The organism is Pseudoxanthomonas wuyuanensis, from assembly GCF_900215535.1.
In the GTDB taxonomy this organism is placed as follows: Bacteria; Pseudomonadota; Gammaproteobacteria; order Xanthomonadales; family Xanthomonadaceae; genus Pseudoxanthomonas_A; species Pseudoxanthomonas_A wuyuanensis.
Window position 1 is genome coordinate 101,500 of sequence record NZ_OCND01000012.1, and the last position, 15,297, is coordinate 116,796.

A 15,297-nucleotide genomic window follows, 5' to 3' on the forward strand; every position below is an offset into this window, starting at 1 on the left:
TAGAATGAGCTGCAACAGCTTGTTCATGCCAAACCCGCTTCGCGAGCCGACCAGGTTCCGACCTCAGTGATTGCAGATCCTGTGCGTCGGGCCCAACCAACCGAGGAACGGAGTGCGCCCGGAGAAAGTCTTCGCAATCAAGTTCTCGAGCGTGTACCCGCTGTACGTCAAGAAGGTGGAGTCCAAGGGCCGATCGAAAGAAGAACTCGATCGGGTCATCCACTGGTTGACGGGTTATAGCGAAGAAGGATTGCGGCACCAGATTTGACGCCGACAACAGCCTTGAGACCTTTTTCGCGCAAGCGCCGCAGCTGAATCCCAACGCCCCGCTTATCAAAGGCGCGGTGTGCGGGATCCGGGTGGAGGAGATTGAGAACCCGCTGATGCAGAAGATCCGCTACCTGGACAAGCTGGTCGATGAGCTGGCAAAGAGGAAGGCGCTGGAGAAGATTCTGCGGACCTAGTCTGGGTACGCTTCGCCATACCAAATTAAATCTCTATTCCGGGCTGGAAACACAAGTTAATTTTGGATTCTCAGGATTGCCCAAGAGTGGCAGACATCACTACCGGACCGGCAGACCCCGTAGCCAGACTGTCGGGGGACGTGGTCGATGCTCATGAGCGATAGCTGCGCAGTGGAGCGTGACGATGCGATTCCGTCACGGCTTCGATGCCGATGAGTCGGTGGGGGTGAGAAGGAACAGGCGGGCGCCATGTGGCGCGACCTCTGGATTGAAAGTGCCGTGCACCGGCTTCAGCGGCGTGCGGCTCCATAGGTCCCGCACCTGCACCTGTCCCTGCAGTCCCAGCGCGGACATCTCTACCGGGACCGGGCGGTTGCCGGCGGCCGCGGCGCTGGCGTCGCGGGTGTCGAACACCGCCAGGTACTTGCCCTTGCCATCCGCCGCATCGGCCACCCAGGCGATCAGCCCGTCGTCGGTGCGGAACAGTTGGCGGTTGTGCGCACTGTGCTGGTTGACCGCGAGTACCTCGTCGTTGGTAAGCAGGGACAGGGTGAACGGATCGGTCCGGGTCAGGTCGCCGCCGTGGATCAGCGGCGAACGCGCGATGCTCCACAAGGTCATCAGGGTGATCTGCTCGTCGCGGGTGAAACGGGTAGGCCGATCGAACTCGACGATGCCCAGCGGCAGCATGTCCGCATCCGGCCAAGCGCCAGCGGTACGGTACGGCGTCCAGTCGTGCAGGCGCTTGAACTGATCCAGCAGCAGTTCCCAATGGTCCCAGAAATCGTCGCTGATCCGCCACATATTGGCGTGCTGGTTGACGTGAGCGCCGGCGGACAAGGGCGTTTCGCCCGGCGAGGTGCTCAACACGATGGGCCGGCCGGTTTTGTCGATCGCCTTGCGGATGGCTTCGATTTCGGCTTGGTGTTCCTGGTAAGGGCGGCTGAGATCGTCGACCTTGACGAAGTCCACGCCCCAGTCGGCCAACTGTTGCATCAGCGAGTCGTAGTACCCCTGCGCACCCGGCTTGGACATGTCCACGCCGTACATGTCCGGATTCCAGGAGCAGATGCTGTTGATGTCGGCGATGTCCGCGGCGCGCAGATGGGTGCCCAACAGCGGTGTGTTCTGCTTGACCGCCTGGCGCGGGATGCCGCGCATCATGTGAACGCCGAACTTCAGCCCCTTGCTGTGCACGTAGTCGGCCAGCGGTTTGAAGCCCTGGCCGCCGGCGGCCGAAGGAAACTTCTCCGGTGCCGGCACCAGGCGGCTGAAGTCGTCCATGGTCAGCGCGGCGCCTTCTTCGTAGCCGTGGCCCTGGGCGGTGGGCTGGTACCACTGGATATCCACCGTGATGTACTGCCAGCCGTGCGCCTTGAGCTTGTCTGCCATGAAGTCGGTCTGCTGCTTGATCTGCGCTTCCGTCACCGTGGTGCCGAAGGCATCCCAGCTATTCCAGCCCATCGGTGGCGTGGCGGCCCATTGATGGAAATCCTGCGAGGGCGGCGCGGCCATTGCCGTGGCAGTCACCAGCAGCAGGTTGCCGACAAGCAGCGGGGTTCCTAGAAATCGCAGAAAGCTTGATCGACGCATGGACTACTCCGGTTCTCTGGGCGGTCACAGCGACCGCAGACAGCGCGCAGGGTGGCGCCACCGGGGCAGGTTAGGGTGGACGGCGACCGTCGGTCCAATGAAAAGATTCGCAGCAGCGATGCCAAATTGACGTGACGCTTTGCAGCATTGACGAAGGCCATTGGCAAACTACGCCGACCGGAAGCTCGGTTTATAGCCCGTGTTGAAACAGTTCACTGACCCCCATTTTGGACCCCCATTTTGCGCAAGCGCCGCGGTTCAATCCCAATGCCGCGCTGATCAAAGGCGTGGTATGCGGGATCCGGGTGGAAGAGGTCGAACACCCGCTCATGCAGAAGATCCGCTACCTGGACAAGCTGGTCGATGAGCTGGCAAAGGGAAAGGCACTGGAGAAGATTCTGCGCAAGCCAGCGTAGCCTGGATAACCCCGGACGCCTGACATGGGATGGCGCGTTTCCCCGGGCGTGGCCTTTGGCCTTACCCACGCTTGCCTGCAGCCGGTGGACCCCTCAGCCTGCCTGCGTCGCTTCAAAAACCGCAAGCTGCGCGGCAAACGCGCGCTGGTAGGCGGGCCGGGCTTCGCCGCGGGCCACATACGCGGCCAGGTTGGGGTATTCCTCCAGCAGGCCCGAACCTTTCAGCCGCAGCAGCACCGACACCAACAGCAGGTCGCCGGCGCTGAACCCGCCGTCCAGCCAGTCGGCATCGCCCAGGTGGGCGGACAGCTGGCCCAGCCGCGTGCGCACGCGCTGCTCCAGCATTGCCATGCGCGGCGCGTACCAGGCCTCGCGGCTCTCCAGCAGCCTGGCCATCTCGCGCTCCACGATGGGCGGTTCCATCGTGCTGACCGCGGCAAACATCCACGCGCCCGCGCGCACCCGGGCATTGGCGTCGTCCGGCAGCAGGCCGGCATGGCGCTGCGCCAGGTGCAGCACGATGGCGCCGGAATCGAACAGCGCAAGATCGCCTTTCTCATAAGTGGGTATCTGTCCAAACGGCTGCAGCGCCAGGTGCGCGCGCTGCTTCATGGCCTTGAAGGAAAGCAGCCGCACGTCGTAAGGCTGGCCCACCTCTTCCAGTGCCCAGCGCACACGCATGTCGCGCGCCAGGCCCCGGCCGCGGTCCGGCGATTGCGCAAAGGCGGTGATGGTGGCGGTCATGGGCAGGGCTCCTGGTGATGCGGCCACGCTGTCGCGCCGCGATTCGGTCAGAGCCGATTGCCCTGCCTTCATGGTGTAGACGAACGGCCGAATCGGGACTCGACAAACCAGTGAAGAGATTCCCCCGGCCGCGCAGGCAATCCCCGCGTAGCGGCGCGATGGTCCTGGCAGTCAGTGCGCAGGGCGGTTGCCGCAGATCGCGACGTCCAGGGCGTTCCGACAAGCGGACCCAGCGCACGCTTCAATAGTGCGTTGAATCGCGCTATGGTCCCCAACGGGGTAAATGGGGACGCCACATGGGACGTGGTAGGAAAAACTTCTTCAATGATCTGGCCGTCCTGCCCTGGCCTGTTGGCCTGGGGGTGGGTGCGCTCGGCTACCTTTTCATCGCGCACGGCATACCGTTGTGGTTCGCCCGCCAGGGCGGAGCGCTTGCGCAGGCGTTCGCCAACGGCGCCAATCCATTCCGGCCGCTGGCGTGGCTGTTCTTCGCCTTGTGTGCCATTGCCGCCACCGCATCGTTCCTCAGCGCACGCCGCAAGCGCCGCCTGCTGGATACGCGCACCGGCCTGGACAGCATTGCCGCATTGGGTTGGCGCGACTTCGAACGGCTGGTCGGCGAAGCCTTCCGCCGGCAGGGCTATAGCGTGGAAGAAACCGGCCTGGGCGGCGCCGATGGCGGCATCGACCTGATCCTGCGCAAGGGCGGCAGGCGCACCCTGGTGCAATGCAAGCAATGGCGGCGCGAAAAAGTGCCGGTGAATGTCGTCCGCGAGATGTATGGCCTGCTGGCGCACCATGGCGCGGATGAAGTGCGCATCGCCGCTTTGGGTGGATTTACGCCGGATGCGGCGCGGTTTGCTGATGGAAAGCCGATTGAGTTGATTGATGGGCCGGCCTTGCTGGCGATGATCCGGGAGGTGCAGCGGGCGGGCAGCGTTGCGGAAGGAATGCAGGCGAGGGTAGACCCGGTGTTCAGTACAGAAGGTCTGCAGGAATCATCCGCGCCCCATTGCCCGCGTTGCGATGCGCCGATGGTGCGTCGTAGCAATCGGCGAACGGGCGAGGCGTTCTGGGGGTGTCCGGCATTTCCTATTTGCCGAGAGACGATGTGACCAATGAACGTGAAGTATCCATTCTTGGCTATCACCCGCGGAATAGCCGCAAAACCGAGTTTCTCTAATCGTTCGCACTGATGTTCCAGGAGGAGGACATGACAGCAACGAAGCTCCTGAGCGAGCACGCAAGTTTGGCTCTAAGGCTGTCGCGATCAAGAGACAAGCTTGATCAGCTATCGGAGAAATTGGCTCATCACAGGCATGTAGAAGCCTTTGACGGTGCAATATTTGCTGCTGGATCTTACGGCCGTCTAGAAGCTGGAACTAACTCCGATCTAGATGTTTTTGCTATTGGGCGCAGTGAATCTTGTACTCCGCTGAGTAACGTAAGGATCTTAGGTGCTATAGCCGATATCAATGATCAGCTATCTCTTCCTCCATTCGATGAGTCGATGCGGTTCTTCAAGGTCTACACCGAGGGCGATTTGGTGAGCAATTTAGGAAAGCCGAAGGACGACACAGAGAACTCATTTACCGCACGAATGCTGTTGATGCTGGAGGGTCGAGCTATATTTGGGCAGAGCAAGCATGAAGAGCTTGTTGACAAAGTTGTGCAGAACTATTTTCGAGACAACAAAGGAAAGAAGAATTACAGGCCATTGTTTCTATTGAACGATCTTCTTAGGTACTGGAGAACCCTTTGCCTAAACTATGAAGATACAAGGAGTGATCCAAACAGAAAATGGAGAAAGAAAAATCTTAACTTGAGGTTTAGTCGTCTAAGTACGGTGTTCTCCACGGTAGCATTGCTACTTCAGTTAAGACCATCTTCAGCAGAGCAGTTCTTGCCCTACGTAAAAATGACGCCATTTGAGCGTCTCGCATCTTCGCTTGATGCGACAAGTTGCCAGGGCATGCATGGAGAGTTCTCTGAGCTCCTGAACGACTATGAGTGGTTTCTGGAACTGAAAGACTCGCGTGGAGATGATTTCGAGTTGGCCAAAGATCTGATGGATCAGGCAAGAGTGCGCGCGGATAAGGTTGCTAACTTCTATCAAAAATTGTTTAGAAGAAGCGAATTCGAAGAACTGTCGAGATACTTGGTCATCTAATGTCATCGCACTTTGTATTCATTGTGTTTGATGACCCGTACGTCGTTGGCGTGTTGGACTTTCTTGTTGAAGCATTAAATGGACGCAGATGGCAGCAGCCTCCTCACTTGACCATTCAGGGTCCGCTGCCTGAGAGACCAACTGCGACAGCTATTGAACACATTGACAAAACGCTAGGGGGAACGCAGCTACTAATCGCGAATCCAGGCATTTTTGAGACTATGAGTGGCGCTGCAGTCTATCTGCGAGTAGAGAACGAGAGCTTGCGTCGGGTTTGGAACAAGCCCGACTACCCGATAGAAAAGTATGGCTTCAATCCACATATAACTTTGTACGATGGCCCTGATGTAGAGATGGCACAACGAGCTCATCGCTTTCTTCGCTCTGGCAAGCACAGAGTTGAACTGCTGTGTGACCAATACTCAGTTGTTCCATACGTATCCAAGCAAATCGAGCTCTTCCCAAGAGACGATGTTGTAGGTGACGAAAAAGCCATCCAAAGAATGATTGCGTCAGGGAAAGTTGGTAGCGCCTTCCGAGCTTCATTTATGGCTGAGATAAGTAAACGACAAGAGCATTAGTGCGAAGGTCGGAGTGCGCGTGGTGAGCCTCAGCTCCACGTCAATTCAGTCGCTCTGACGTTGGGATTAGCTGGATCACCTCAACCTATCTAACTAACTTTGATGACCGAAAGCGTCAAGCAAAGCGTTCAACGTGTCTATTCGGCTTCGGGCTAGGTCAAACATCTCCTTACTGAAATGCCGAGCGATTAATTTTTCCTCATGTGCATGCCCATTGAACTGGCGAAGGAACGCCTGCTTGTTGGCTGCGGCCGTGTCTAGAGGTCGCCTTCCCGCGATGTCGAGCAGGAGACCTTCTAAGCAGGGTGCAGCGGCAAACATCAAAATGCCATTTTTTCGGCCCCGCCTTTCTACCTCTGTGCTCCAGTCAGTGTCGGTATCAAACAGGGCGCCAACGGCGTTGTATCCTCGAGCGAGGGCTATCGCCTGATTGATCACGTTCTTCGCACCCTTTCCGCGCGCATTCGCGATAGTCACGCTAGGGCCCTGCATATTTGCCGTGTAAATTGATCGAAGGTATTGAAGAAGAAACTTTTCAGCGTACCCCTCGCCCACGATGAGCAGGGTCGGCCTGACAACCCGTGCACGACGAGGCAGAGTCATACTTTTGGTACAGCGCCAAGGGCGCCGGATTCGTATTTGGCGCGAAGGTTGTCGTCACTACGAAGACCCTCGATCTCATCACCCCGGAATGCCTCACTCTCGCAGTCGTTCTTCTCAATAAAATAGACTTGAGACTTCTGAAGAAGATCTAAGACCTTAGAGGAGTGACAGGTAAAGAGGATCTGAGCGGCATGAGGATTCGTCGACTCTTTGTCAAACAACTCCAGAATTGGCTCAAGGAGATTCGGATGGAGATCACTTTCCATCTCATCAATTGCCGCGACGCCGCCGTAATGCAAAACAAGCAGCAGTCTAGATAGAAGAAAGAATGCGGATTGAGTGCCGCTGGACTCCTGCTCCATCGGCAAGTGGTGTGTCAGACCCTCTTTGGTCTGGTGCTTGCCGAAAGAAGTCCAGATCTTCTGCGTAGATCCATCTGACTTTTTGTATTCCAGCTCCTCGATCGCAACATCTGACAGACCAAGATCCCAACTGGTCAGCAGGCTGATCATCGCAGGTCTGATAGCGTCGTTCTTGCCAAACAACTCCGAGGCAACCGACAAGGCTCCACCCAGCGAAACTCGGCCGTGAATGTTGATATTGGTGGCAAAGAAAAAGTCTGCCACATGCACTGCAGACTCGACGCCGTACTGTACGGCTGTCGAGATTAGAGACGCATTAGGCCTAACCTTTCTAGCTTCGTTCGGCGTGAAACCAAAGCCCTGTTGCTTGATTTCATAGCTCACTCCATCATCGGCCAAATCGCGTACGAAGACATACTTGAACCTACTCTGCTTCTTGTACAGAGCTTCATGTATCACGCGTTCTCTGGTCACCTCGAGCACATATCTCCAAACAACACCCTCTCTATCATCTGCTTCAATCTCAATCCTCGTGGGGTTTAAAGGAGTGGAGAAATGCGGGGTTACCGGAATTTTTGCTGATGGTTCGGAGGAGAAGGATTGGCTAATGAACCAAGATAGGAATGCCAAGGGTTTCAAGAACGCTGTCTTGCCTGCAGCGTTCGCTCCGAAAACGCCGAGTGCCGTAGTGACACGCTCGCCACTGGGCGACAGTCGTTGCCAACCTCGGACGGGGGAGTTCTTGTTGAGCGTTAACTTCAAGGCTATTTCATTCTTGAAGCTCTGAAAATTGCAAAATGATATCGATAGAAGCATGGCTAGTCCGCGCCCATTTTGGCAACATGCTGCCATAGTAGCCCCGTTTCCATACAGATTTTTGTGAAAAGATGACTTTATTGAAGAATTTTGAGCTAGGTAAAGCGGTTTTCAGCGGCTAGTTGAACCATACGGTTGGGTATGGATGGTGCTGACAAGCGCCCTGGCGGTTGCACCGCGAACACAATCGATGCGCAGGTACTGCGCTCAGCCGTCGGCCCGGGCAAGCCGGGCCGACGGTGGGACACCGCGGGCGCCTTATTGCAGCGTGCGGCTCTGACCATAGCGGAAGTCGGGCTGCGATCCTGACCGTGCGGCCGGGCCCGTAAAGCCTGCGTCATACGTGGCCCGCGTTTCGCCCACGCGGTTTAGCGGACGCCGTGACGGCCCGAGCGGTTGGTCTTCCACCTCGTCCAGGATGGCGCGTACGGCTTCCACGCCGTCATAGATGGCCTGCCCTATCCGCGGCAGCGTGTGGTCGGCGAATTCGGCCTCGTGGCTGCCTGCCACCACGTCGCCATGTGCCGAGATGGTCTGAGTCAGAAGGTCCAGCGAATCAATCTGAGCCAGGGTGACGCCGAAGGAATAACGCTCGGCGACCGCGACGGAAATTTCCTGCATCTTCTCGGGCGCATCATCTTCGTCTTCGTCCTCCTCGTCTTCTTCCTCATCCTCATCCTCATCTTCCTCGGTATCCGCTTCCGCACCTACGTTCACCGCCCCCGCCTTCCGCTTCTCGGGTCGCGACAGCTCTTCCAACAATAGGTTGACCTGCTCTGACAGCAACTCAAGACAGACTGCCAGCTCACCCATGCGCACCTCGGGCGCGCATTCTTCTGCCTCGTCCGACGTGCGCGGCTGTGCCAGTCGGGACAGGAACTCCGTGTAATCGCGCAGCTTCTTCAGCCGGAACCGGCTGTCCTCCGACAGCAAATAGCCGGGCATGTCTTTATCATCCGAATCGAATTTCGACATTGTTGCGTCCTCTTTCCATGAAGTGACCCGCAGCCGAACGGCGACGGGAAGTCGGGAGGTTAGAAACCGCTCATAGCCGGCGGGCGTATTTCCCTTTCGGGTGTTGTATTAGCCGCCCTCCCGACGCAGGCATCACGTCGGTTGCGCCTGTGAAAAACAGGCACAAAAAACCCACCGGTTTGACGGAGGTGGGCACCGCTATGAGAGGAGTTTCTACGCTCCTTGACCCGAAGATTGCACCCAGGAAATGGCGGTTGTCAACCGGCATATGGCAAATTTTTGTAGTGCGCTCTGACGCTGCGATTCTCTTGGGCGATAGCCGCTTCCGCGGTGCCACCGTGGGTGATCCCTGGCATGGTGCCGGCTCGATTCGGAGTCCCTTTGCTTGGAATGATTCGGATGGCGCGGGTGAGCGGTGGTGTGGCAACCGAAATCCGAGTGGACGGAAGCAGGAGAGCAAGTCACACCAGTCACCGGAGAAGTCGCCGGGGAAGTCACCGGGGAAGAATGCAGATCCTGACTTTGCGTGGGATACATGTTGTGCAGTTCACCAGGCTGGGTGGCGCTATCTGATGCAATCGAATGGTCTGGCGAACGTTGAGGTGTTCCCGGGTGCGCTGCGCTTACCCAGGCTACGACGCTGCCGCATTCCCCGGGTGCGGCCTTTGGCCTTACCCGGGCTACGAGAATTGTTGAGCATGTGGGGAAACCTCCGGGCGGAGGTAGTTGAGGGTGCGCAGGGGCTGAGCTGGGGCGTGGGGCAATACCCGGCGGTTTCGCCAAAGGCTGTTTATTCTTCATGTATTCTGAAAGGCGCGCTCATGCCAGGGCTTCTTGACGAAGCGCATGCGCGCGGCGGTGGGGAACGCGGCCGCTGACGCCGCTGGAATAGAACTTAGGGGACTGGTCATGACACAAAGGATTCTGTTGTTCGCGCTGCTGGCGCTGTGCACTTCCGCCGCTTCGGCGGCGCGGTACGACAAGATGCGCAAGCAGGTCGTGGCCAGCATGCTGGTCACCGGTGAACTGGTGGTTGCACCCGATGGCACCGTGGAGTCGTACGCCATTGACCGGGCCGATGCACTGCCGCCGGAAGCCAGGCAACTGATTGCGAAGGTCGTCCCGACCTGGGAACTGGACGCGAAACAGGCCGACGGCAGCCCGTTGCAGTCGCCCACTGCGGTCAGGATGAGCATGCAGTTGCTGGCGCGACCCATCGACGGCGTCGATGACCGCCTCCGGGTCACCATCGAGGACACGGCCTTCCGGGATCCGAACGCCCCGGCCGACGTGAAAAGAAACGGGGAACTCGCGCCGCCGGCATATCCAGTGCTTGCCGCCCACTCAGGGATGACCGGAACCGTGTACGTCTTGCTGCGCCTCAATCCCGACGGCACCGTCGCCGAGACGCATGTCGAACGGGTCGATATGACGGTGGTCAGCGATGAAAAGACCTTGCTCAAGTTCAGCAAGATTCTTGCCAAGGCCGCAGTGGGCGCGGCGAAGCAGTGGACCTTCAACATCTCACCGGAACGGCTGGCCCATCCGGCGCCGGTGGAGGTGCGCGTGCCGGTCGATTTCCTGATGCCTGGCAAGACTTCGACAACCGAGTACGGCCGGTGGCACGCGTACGTGCCTGGACTGTACGCGCCGATCCCGTGGCGGAACCCCACGGCCGATGGTGGCGATGCCGAGGACGGCATCGGCGCCCTGGTGCCCGGCCAGTTCTATTCGACGGATGCACCGTTCAAGCTGCGGGGTCCAAAGACCGGTAGTTGAGCGCCGCACAGGGTGGACTTGCTTCGCGGTGTCTGTGGTTATGGGAATCATCCAGGAGCATCCGCACATAGCCATTCGATCCCGGTGGAAAACAGCTTCGCCCGGCCACCCAATCCAATCCAGTCGTGTCGCGTCTCTCCCACATTGACCATCTTCGATGCGGCTGTTCGAATAGGGCGGGCACTCTATACACACCCAAGGCATGGCCAAGTTCGCAGCCCGAATCCACGTACTGCTGGCACGCGAGGCGCCGCTGGGCGTGGTTATCCGGCGAGGTCCATCGAAGTCGGTTGCCGCGCTGCTGTGGGATCGGAAAACAGATGCATTCAAGCTCGGCCAATGGTTGAAGGGGCGCATCTACGAACGCCGCTGCGACCTCTCGCCCGACGGCAAGCACCTGCTCTACTTCGCCATGAACGGGAAATGGGAGACCGAGGCCAAAGGCGCATGGACCGCCATTTCCCGCGCGCCCTTCCTGAAGGCATTGGCGATATTTCCCAAAGGCGACTGCTGGCACGGTGGCGGGTTGTGGACGGGCAACCGGAGCTACTGGCTCAACGACGGCTATGGACACACCGTGTTGCGGGACGCTACGTCCTTGCGGCGTGATGCCGCATGGCAGCCGCCTGCGAACTACGGGGGAGAATGCCCCGGCGTCTACTATCCGCGGCTGTTGCGCGATGGCTGGACCCTGGTGGAACAGGACAAGAACGACAGGTTGAAAGACCGGTTCGTCTTCGAGAAGCCATGCCCAAGCGGTTGGATACTGCGGAAGATTGCGCACGCCGAAATTGGCGCACCTCCCGGCAAGGGCTGCTATTGGGACGAGCACGAGTTGATCCATCCATCGTCCGGCGTATCGATCGCGTGCCCGCACTGGGAATGGGCGGACCTGGACCGCAAGCGTCTTGTATGGGCCACCGAAGGCCGGCTGGAGGCCGCGCGGCTGACGGATCAAGGCTTGATTGGCAAACGGATCCTGTTCGACTTCAACGATATGGTCTTCGAGTCCATAACGGCACCGTACTGACCGATGGCGGCCTGCGCCGTGCCGTCTGGCCCGCGAAGGTCCAATGGTCAGTTCGGAGCGACGGGCGCAGCCCGATGCGTGCTTGCCGAACGCGCCAGGTCCACGATGCGCCGGACCCCTTCATGGATGAGCAGCGGCAGCAGCCAGCTCAGCCAGAGCAGCGTCGCGATCATGGTTGGCGACGGTGCCAGCCCCATCGCCAACTGCGCTTGAAGCAGTAGCCGGAAGGTGATGGGGGAGAGCGTCACCAGGTAGTTGCGGATCATCCAGCGCCGGTGTGGCCACACCCGGCCGCGACGGATCGCTATCAGCGCGGTCAACGCGGTCGTCAACCATGCCAGCGCGGTGGCGGCGAACGCCGAACGGATTTCGAACGGCGCCGGCGAGGTGGCGATCAGCCCGATGGCACCTGCGCAGGCGATAAGCATGCCGATCATGTAGATCCGGCCCATCCAGCGATGCAGGCGCGGATAGGCCCGCGGCCATCGGGTCAAGAACTGTAGCGGCCCCAGGAAAATCGTCAGCGCCCCGCCGGCAAGGTGGGTCCACAGCCAGCCCCGCCGCGACCAGAACAGAGCGTAGGCACCGGCATCCAGGTGGCGGTACTTGCCGTAGACGGTCAGCAGAAAGTCGATGCTGACCATTGCGAGCACAAGCCACACGATGGCCCAGCCCATACGCCACACCGTGCGCACACGGGCGGGTGAAGTGGCGACCTGCATCCGGTGATCCATAGGCACCTCGGTCTTGCCCGGACCAAGGATACACGGGGCTTTGATCTGATCCGATTCTGCTAGCCCAGATGCGGCCGCCCCCGCCTACCATGCTTGCCTGTGCCCGCTCCGACTCAAAATGGCTTCTCGGCCTTGTCGGTGCGATACAGCTTTACGCAGGCTTCCCGCAGTTTGACTCGTGGTCCTTTTGCGACTTTTCGCCAGGCGTCCAGGGACTGCTGGTCTCGCCAGCATTCGAATAGGTTGATGCGTTCCGGGTCGACCGAGTCGGCACTGATAGACAGGTCAAGACAGCCATCGTGCTTTCTTGCCCGTTGGACCATGCCGGCGAATGCCTTTACGGCGGCATCGCGCTTATCGGCTTCGGTGAGCGTATGTCCAGCGATGATGATCATCAGCGTTTCTCCTTCTAGCCGCTAATCCACAGGGTAGGTCAGGCGTCGCCAGAGGTCGTCGCGCTGCGTACTGAAGTCGCCACGGGGACCTCACCGCTCTTCACGTACCCGTGCGCCTCCAGGATGACGCCATCGCGCACGCGCATCACCGTTACGCCCCGCACCGATTTCGACAGCCCGGGGCCGAAGCGATAGCGCCAGCGGATGATGCCGTGTTCGCCTCCGGCGACGATGTCTTCGTCAGCGAACTCGCCATCGCGGTTGCTGGCCAGCTTCTTCCAGAACGCGAGGCACGCAGTGCGGCCGACGTATCGCGTGCCGTCGGGGGCAGGCTCCACGCTTTCCATGACGCAGTCCTCGGCGATCAGATCGTCGAGCAGCGCGGCGTCGTGTCGCACGAATGCCTGGTTGAACCGTTGTATGACTTGCAAGGTCGGGGATAACGGGGTTTCCATGGTTCGCTCCTATACTTTTTGGCGTACTGCGCCTGTGTGGAAAAGAGTGTGCCAAGGCGCGCCGGGCTGGAATTGTTCGAGAGTCCGGAGTTCTTTGCAGGAGATGGGCTGATGGATGCATTGTCGGAAGCCATGCGCGCGGTGCGCGTCACCGGTGCGCTCTTCTTCAACGGCGAGTTCGCGGCGCCGTGGCGATTCGCCACGCCGGCGCAGGAACAGATCCGTCCCACGATTTCACCGGACAGCGAGCGGCTGGTGCTGTTCCATCTGGTGACGGAGGGATGCGCGACTGCCCGTACTGCCGGTCACGACGAGGTAAGCCTGCAGGCCGGGGACATGGTGGTCTTTCCGCACGGCGACGCGCACGAGATGTGGCACGGGCGGACTTCCAGGCTGTTTCCCGGGACGCGGCTGTTGCCGAAGCTGGCCAGGGGCGAGTTGGCCGCTGAGAAATGGGGTGGCGATGGACCCGTGACCCGGATCATCTGCGGCTACCTGGGCTGCGAGCGTCACGCAGAAGGCCTGTTCCTGAGCGGCCTGCCTGCGATATTCAAGACGAACGTGCGCAGCAGTGCGGCGGGCGCCTGGGTCGAGAGCGCGATACGCCACTGCGTGAGCGAGCCGGAACTACAGCAGGCCGGCCGGTTGGCAGTGCTTGCCAAGCTGGCCGAGGCGCTGTTCGTGGAAACGCTCTGCCGGTACATGGATGAGTTGCCCGCGGGGCGCACCGGCTGGTTGGCCGGCGCGCGCGATGCCAAGGTCGGGCAGGCGCTTGCGCTGCTGCATCGCGATCCCGCACGCGCATGGACCTTGCCCGAGTTGGCACGCGCAAGCGGCACGTCGCGCACGGTGCTGGCCGACCGGTTCGCCCAGCTCATGGGCGAACCCCCGCTCGCATACCTGGCGCGCTGGCGTCTTCAGCTGGGCGCGCGGCGCTTGTTGACCACGAACTGGAAGGTTCTGCGCGTCGCCCAGGACGTTGGTTACGAATCGGAAGCGGCGTTCAACCGCGCCTTCAGGCGCACGTTCGGCACGCCGCCGGGGCAGTACCGAAGGGAGCGGAAGGCCGGCCAACCGCCGGCCACAGCCGCAGAGCCGTAGGTTGGCTTCATCGGCCATATCGTAAAACTGCGAGGGTCATCTCCAGCTAGCGTTTCAGCAGGAATCGGATTGCAGCTTGCGGTGGTGGCAATGCGATCAGGGTCTCTTCCTCCTTGTCGCGAACGGTGTAGTTCGCGGCAACGGGTGGTGTCTTTCCTGATACCCTCTCAACCGAATAGCGGCTTTGCAGCAGGGATTTGCGGACATGGCGACTTTCGTGTTGATCCACGGTGGCGGAGACGTCGGTTGGTACTGGCATCTGCTGGAGGCGGAGTTGCGTTTGCGCGGCCACGATGTGGTCGCTCCCGACCTGCCGTGCGATGACGACTCCGCGGGCCTGGCTGAGTATGCGGACGCGGTGGTCGAGGCGGTCGGCGGGCGCAGGGATCTGGTGGTCGTGGGCCAGTCGTATGGCGGCTTCACTGCACCGCTGGTGGCCGACCGGCTCCCGACCGATCTGCTGGTTCTGCTGGCCGCGATGATTCCGTCCCCGGGGGAGACCCCGGAGGACTGGTGGATCAACACCGGCTACAGCCAGGCCGCGCGCGAACAGGCCGCGCGCGATGGCGGAAAGACCGGCAGCGAAGACCCCCTGGTCGGCTATTACAACGGTGTGCCGCGCGCACTGGCCGAGGAGGCTATGCGCAGGGAACGCGATGAGTCGACGACCGCCTGGCGCACGCCATGGCCGCTCGAGGCGTGGCCGGATGTGCCGACGAAATTTGTGCTGTGCAGGGACGACCATCTTTTCCCGCCCGACTTCCTGCGCCGGCTAGCGACAGAGCGCCTGGGCATCACCCCCGACGAGATTCCCGGTTGCCATTGCGTTGCGCTCAGCCACCCGAAGGAGTTGGCCGACCTCCTGGTGGGTTACATCGCCGGCTGACGCCGCGCAGCAAAAAATAGTCAGGCCCATGCATCAGGCCTGCGTAGGCTGGGCTTCAGCCCACCGCCCTTCGTTCCGATGTCAACGCAGCCTGACGTATGGCAATGGCGGGTCAAGACCTGAGGTATCCCCACAAATTCTTCTTCGCCCACTTCCCGGGGAGCTCGACTTCGGCGAGAGTCGCCGGCCGTCA

At 60.2% G+C, this 15,297-nt stretch carries 18 protein-coding genes; 10 read left to right on the forward strand and 8 right to left on the reverse strand.

What is annotated here, in order from left to right; genetic code table 11:
- The first annotated feature begins 112 nt into the window (after positions 1-112).
- Positions 113-268 carry a DUF2200 family protein gene (locus CRO39_RS21460; protein WP_425479743.1) on the forward strand — a complete coding sequence of 52 codons (156 nt, stop codon included), beginning with the start codon at positions 113-115 and terminating at the stop codon, positions 266-268.
- Positions 237-464, forward strand: coding sequence for a DUF2200 family protein (locus CRO39_RS21115; RefSeq protein ID WP_217991849.1), 228 nt, complete (start codon positions 237-239; stop codon positions 462-464). Before CRO39_RS21460 ends, CRO39_RS21115 begins: the two co-directional genes overlap by 32 nt.
- Before the next feature lie 195 nt (positions 465-659).
- Here the strand turns inward: CRO39_RS21115 and CRO39_RS18695 are convergent, their stop codons facing one another.
- Positions 660-2,057 (reverse strand): glycoside hydrolase family 27 protein, encoded by a 1,398-nt coding sequence (locus CRO39_RS18695; protein WP_202926328.1) that lies wholly within the window; start codon positions 2,055-2,057, stop codon positions 660-662.
- A gap of 227 nt (positions 2,058-2,284) precedes the next feature.
- On the opposite strand from CRO39_RS18695, the gene CRO39_RS18700 reads away from it, so the two are divergent.
- On the forward strand, positions 2,285-2,473 hold the full coding sequence (locus CRO39_RS18700) for a DUF2200 family protein (RefSeq protein ID WP_238394658.1): 189 nt from the start codon (positions 2,285-2,287) through the stop codon (positions 2,471-2,473).
- Between the two features lie 93 nt (positions 2,474-2,566).
- Here the strand turns inward: CRO39_RS18700 and CRO39_RS18705 are convergent, their stop codons facing one another.
- Complete coding sequence (locus CRO39_RS18705; RefSeq protein WP_097123492.1) at positions 2,567-3,217, reverse strand: glutathione S-transferase family protein; 651 nt, start codon at positions 3,215-3,217, stop codon at positions 2,567-2,569.
- 296 nt (positions 3,218-3,513) lie between these two features.
- On the opposite strand from CRO39_RS18705, the gene CRO39_RS18710 reads away from it, so the two are divergent.
- From CRO39_RS18710 to CRO39_RS20635, 3 genes are all read left to right on the forward strand, one after another.
- The gene (locus CRO39_RS18710; protein WP_097123493.1) at positions 3,514-4,332 is read left to right on the forward strand and encodes a restriction endonuclease; all 819 of its coding nucleotides are present in this window, start codon (positions 3,514-3,516) and stop codon (positions 4,330-4,332) included.
- A gap of 98 nt (positions 4,333-4,430) precedes the next feature.
- Positions 4,431-5,387 (forward strand): hypothetical protein, encoded by a 957-nt coding sequence (locus CRO39_RS20630; protein ID WP_141400862.1) that lies wholly within the window; start codon positions 4,431-4,433, stop codon positions 5,385-5,387.
- Complete coding sequence (locus tag CRO39_RS20635) at positions 5,387-5,968, forward strand: 2'-5' RNA ligase family protein (RefSeq protein WP_141400863.1); 582 nt, start codon at positions 5,387-5,389, stop codon at positions 5,966-5,968. The genes CRO39_RS20630 and CRO39_RS20635 overlap by 1 nt, the downstream gene beginning before the upstream one ends.
- Before the next feature lie 93 nt (positions 5,969-6,061).
- Here CRO39_RS20635 and CRO39_RS18720 read toward each other — a convergent pair whose 3' ends face one another.
- The 3 genes from CRO39_RS18720 to CRO39_RS18730 all read right to left on the reverse strand — a co-directional run bounded on the left by CRO39_RS18720 (position 6,062) and on the right by CRO39_RS18730 (position 8,724).
- On the reverse strand, positions 6,062-6,445 hold the full coding sequence (locus tag CRO39_RS18720) for a hypothetical protein (protein ID WP_141400864.1): 384 nt from the start codon (positions 6,443-6,445) through the stop codon (positions 6,062-6,064).
- A 122-nt stretch (positions 6,446-6,567) separates the two neighbouring features.
- The gene (locus tag CRO39_RS18725) at positions 6,568-7,695 is read right to left on the reverse strand and encodes an AAA family ATPase (protein ID WP_176520232.1); all 1,128 of its coding nucleotides are present in this window, start codon (positions 7,693-7,695) and stop codon (positions 6,568-6,570) included.
- Between the two features lie 312 nt (positions 7,696-8,007).
- Positions 8,008-8,724, reverse strand: a complete 717-nt coding sequence (locus CRO39_RS18730; protein WP_097123497.1) for an XAC0095 family protein — start codon at positions 8,722-8,724, stop codon at positions 8,008-8,010.
- Between the two features lie 927 nt (positions 8,725-9,651).
- Between CRO39_RS18730 and CRO39_RS18740 the strand changes: the two genes are divergently transcribed.
- Positions 9,652-10,503 (forward strand): energy transducer TonB, encoded by an 852-nt coding sequence (locus CRO39_RS18740; protein WP_162125856.1) that lies wholly within the window; start codon positions 9,652-9,654, stop codon positions 10,501-10,503.
- A gap of 202 nt (positions 10,504-10,705) precedes the next feature.
- Positions 10,706-11,533 (forward strand): hypothetical protein, encoded by an 828-nt coding sequence (locus CRO39_RS18745; RefSeq protein ID WP_097123499.1) that lies wholly within the window; start codon positions 10,706-10,708, stop codon positions 11,531-11,533.
- 47 nt (positions 11,534-11,580) lie between these two features.
- Here the strand turns inward: CRO39_RS18745 and CRO39_RS18750 are convergent, their stop codons facing one another.
- From CRO39_RS18750 to CRO39_RS18760, 3 genes are all read right to left on the reverse strand, one after another.
- Entirely contained in the window at positions 11,581-12,255 is a 675-nt protein-coding gene (locus CRO39_RS18750) for a DUF2306 domain-containing protein (RefSeq protein WP_238394659.1), read from the reverse strand.
- Between the two features lie 125 nt (positions 12,256-12,380).
- Complete coding sequence (locus tag CRO39_RS18755) at positions 12,381-12,662, reverse strand: putative quinol monooxygenase (protein ID WP_097123500.1); 282 nt, start codon at positions 12,660-12,662, stop codon at positions 12,381-12,383.
- 38 nt (positions 12,663-12,700) lie between these two features.
- Entirely contained in the window at positions 12,701-13,117 is a 417-nt protein-coding gene (locus CRO39_RS18760; RefSeq protein WP_097123501.1) for a nuclear transport factor 2 family protein, read from the reverse strand.
- Between the two features lie 111 nt (positions 13,118-13,228).
- On the opposite strand from CRO39_RS18760, the gene CRO39_RS18765 reads away from it, so the two are divergent.
- Positions 13,229-14,218 carry an AraC family transcriptional regulator gene (locus CRO39_RS18765; protein ID WP_097123502.1) on the forward strand — a complete coding sequence of 330 codons (990 nt, stop codon included), beginning with the start codon at positions 13,229-13,231 and terminating at the stop codon, positions 14,216-14,218.
- A 205-nt stretch (positions 14,219-14,423) separates the two neighbouring features.
- Positions 14,424-15,104, forward strand: coding sequence for an alpha/beta fold hydrolase (locus CRO39_RS18770; RefSeq protein ID WP_097123503.1), 681 nt, complete (start codon positions 14,424-14,426; stop codon positions 15,102-15,104).
- Positions 15,105-15,297 lie beyond the last annotated feature (193 nt).